The sequence below is a fragment of the Actinomyces sp. HMSC075C01 genome (assembly GCF_001812965.1).
Lineage (GTDB): Bacteria > Actinomycetota > Actinomycetes > Actinomycetales > Actinomycetaceae > Actinomyces > Actinomyces acetigenes.
On record NZ_KV810916.1, the window covers coordinates 1 to 2,668 of the forward strand.

Sequence of the window (2,668 nt, forward strand, 5' to 3'; positions counted from 1 at the left end):
GCAGCTCACCACCATGCCTAGCACACACACCCGGCCAGTATCTGCACAAGCCCTCCACACTACCGGGGATCACTGGTGTTACCGTCAGGATGCGGGAGCCGGGCCCGCACCGGCAGAGAGTCACCGAACCTCAACGAGTCCTCACCACCGGCGTCACCCTCGTACCCGTGCTGACCACCTGGGTCGGTTGCCGCCTCTGGGGGTGCGGCGTGCCGACCCCGCGGAACTACGCCGCCGGTCTCATGTTCCCAGTTGGCCCGAGTATCCTCCTGCGCCCGACGACGACGCCTCTCCAGCTGCCACTCCGGATACATCGGCCCCGGCAACCGAAACGGAATCAAACCCACCACAGCCACAAACAGAAAAAATACAGCACCTCCCCCTAAAATCCAGCCCATAGCGCTCTCATCAGCATCGACTGGATATAAAAACATGCCGACACCAAAAAATGTGAAAGGTAAACCTGCTGCAGGCGTTATCACCGATTCGGTGTTCCTACCGAGATTGAACCATCTTTCTGACTGATACCGCACCATATCCGCGTACCAGTGATCAGAAAACATTGCAAAACCCCAGTTCACCAACGTAAGGCCACCTAAAGCAAGACATCCAATGGCTCCATACATATCAGAAGAACTCACCAAACAGTCACCTCACTCCACCAGAACCAAGCATTCCACACCTCATACCGACCACACCATGCTCATAGCCCCACTGCCTATCGGAGTGTTTGGGTCAGACGTTCACTCCGCCGCCCGGACCGCCACCGCTATCCTCGTCACGCGGTGAGCGAGCTCGCATCGGCAGGGAGTCGCCGGACCTTAGCGGGTCCTCGCCGCCCGGGCCGCCCGCGTACTGACCGTACTGACCACCTGCGTCGGTTGCCGTCTCTGAAAGCATAGCATGCCGTCCCCGCATCACAATGCTGCCGGTCTCATGTTCCCACCTGGCCCGAGCAGCCTCCTGCGCCCGACGACGACGCCTCTCCAGCTGCCACTCCGGATACATCGGACCCGGCAACCGAAAGGGAATCAAGCCCAACACAGCCACAAACAGAAAGAATACAGCACCTCCCCCTAAAAGCCAGCCCATAGCACTCTTATCAGCATCGACTGGATACAAAAACATGCCGACACCAAAAAAAATGAAAGATAAACCCGCTGCGGGCTGTAGAAGCGAGTCAGCATTGCGCCCTAAATTGAACCAATCTTTCGAGATTGCGCGCAGCAAGTCTCCATACCAGTGGTCCGAAAACATCATGAACCACCAGTTCACCATTGTCATACCACCGAGAACAAGGCACCCGACAGGTGCGAGAACTCCAGAAGAATGCACTCCTAAACCACCTCACTTCACACCTCTTTTTACTTCAAAAAAGTATTATTGAACCAATTCGCCCCAGTTTTTCCGAGCCAGGAGCCCGCTACACCTCCAATAATGCCTCCTGCGACCCCACCGACGGCGACTCCGATGGGGCCGCCGGCCACACCAAACGAGGCCCCAATGGTGGCTCCGAGCTTCGCCCCCGCACATCCTCCCACTGCCGAACCAGTTCCCGTTGTTGTTGCGCGCGCAGCCTTCTTCCCTTCACTCAGGGACGGGTTGTGGGAGTCTTTCTGCCACTGTTCGTAGCCACTGACGGCGAAGTCGACCGCCACAAAGCCCTTGTCAACCTTTTCCAGGTAGGGCGCCGCCTTCCTCGCAGCAGCGACAGTCTTGCCTCCCCAGGTCCCGCTCTTACCCTCGGGGACCTCCCAGTTGCTGAGATGGCGATCATTTCTCACCCAACGGGGCTTCATGCCCTTGGGCGTACCTCTCCTGGGGTCGTGGGACGTCACCCACTTGTGGGGCTTATCCCTCATGGGGTGCTTGACCACGGCATTGGTGGCCTTGAGTCCGACGCCCTCGGCCAGCCTCGCCGCATGCTGCACCATGCTGTTCGCCCAGATCGCCGTCTTTCCTACGGCAACAGCTCCGCCCGCAGACGTGTCCGGGAGGAGCGCGCCCTTGAGCTCCTTCCACACCGGGTTGTCAATGATGGCAGAGCATGCATTAGCAAACGCGTCGCGCGCCTCGGTCTCCTTGATGCGGATATCACTGGTCTCGGTGGACAGTGTTTTGTACAGGGCGTTCTTAGTGTTGTAATTGTCAACCAGCGTCTGATGAGTCTGCCGGTCCTTGTCCCTTTCGACAGGGTTGTTCTCCATGAGCGGCGGTGGCGCCTGAGGCTCCATCACCTTCTCCCCCTCAACAGTCAACCCACCGGCAACCGCCTTCTCCCGAACCCCAGCCAGGTCGGATTTAACCGTTGTCAGCCCCGAGGCAAAGTTCTCCAAGGCGGTCTTGTAGCTCCCCAGGCTCGAGGACAGGGTCCGGCACTGCTGCAGCTTCAGCCCCACAGCTTTCTTGACCTGCTTAGCGGTTTCCCCTTCAAGCTCACCGGACTGCATGGTGCGATTGGCTCTCGACACATCGATCTCGGCCTCATCCACAGCGGTCTTCACCTTGCCCACGTCCAGCGCAGAGGCAGTGATATCCGCTGGCGTCGCGTCCAGATGCGTATCAATCGGCATTGTTTCACGTCACTTTCTTTGGGAACTGGCGAGGGAGGTTTACGAGGACTTCGGGGTGCTGCCAGGGGGTCGGCAAAGTTGGTGGGTGGGGGTGT

General features: G+C 58.8%; 2 protein-coding genes. Both read right to left on the bottom strand.

Going from position 1 to position 2,668, the window contains the following annotated elements; all coding sequences use genetic code 11:
- Positions 1–735: 735 nt before the first annotated feature.
- A complete protein-coding gene (locus HMPREF2883_RS14500) occupies positions 736–1,284 on the bottom strand; it encodes a hypothetical protein (RefSeq protein ID WP_141758965.1) in 549 nt (182 codons plus the stop codon).
- Between the two features lie 80 nt (positions 1,285–1,364).
- Positions 1,365–2,573: a hypothetical protein gene (locus tag HMPREF2883_RS00185; protein ID WP_070658094.1), complete on the bottom strand. Its 1,209-nt coding sequence runs from the start codon at positions 2,571–2,573 to the stop codon at positions 1,365–1,367.
- Positions 2,574–2,668 lie beyond the last annotated feature (95 nt).

Bases quoted from the DNA above. Each gene is read 5' to 3' on its own strand.
- HMPREF2883_RS14500 (WP_141758965.1), bottom strand. From the start codon at position 1,284: ATGACAATGGTGAACTGGTGGTTCATGATGTTTTCGGACCACTGGTAT.
- HMPREF2883_RS00185 (WP_070658094.1), bottom strand. From the start codon at position 2,573: ATGCCGATTGATACGCATCTGGACGCGACGCCAGCGGATATCACTGCC.